1 protein-coding gene is annotated in these 261 nt (G+C 39.8%); it reads left to right on the top strand.

The annotated features are described in order from the left end of the window. A partial coding sequence (locus tag AAEY78_RS13710) for a class II aldolase/adducin family protein (protein WP_352339900.1) occupies positions 1-261 on the top strand: 261 nt, incomplete at both ends.

Raw genomic sequence — 261 nt, 5'->3', positions numbered from 1 at the left:
TATTATTGACGACACGCCATTTAATATTAATCCAGCTGGCTTTACTATTCATAGCGCAATTCACGAAGTACGCGACGATGCGCATTGTGTGATTCATTTACACACGAAAGAAACCATAGATGTTGCTACACAAAAAAATGGCTTATTGCCACTAAGTGAGTATTCCATGTTCTCTTTGCCGTCGCTTTCGTATCATGGTTACGAAGGGTTAGCGGTTAACGATGATGAACGAAAACGCTTACAAGATGATTTAGGCAATAC

This window comes from Psychrobacter sp. 16-MNA-CIBAN-0192, from assembly GCF_040309565.1.
Classification (GTDB): domain Bacteria; phylum Pseudomonadota; class Gammaproteobacteria; order Pseudomonadales; family Moraxellaceae; genus Psychrobacter.
Note: the sequence above shows the minus strand (reverse complement) of the source record. Positions and strands in the feature narration are given on the sequence as shown.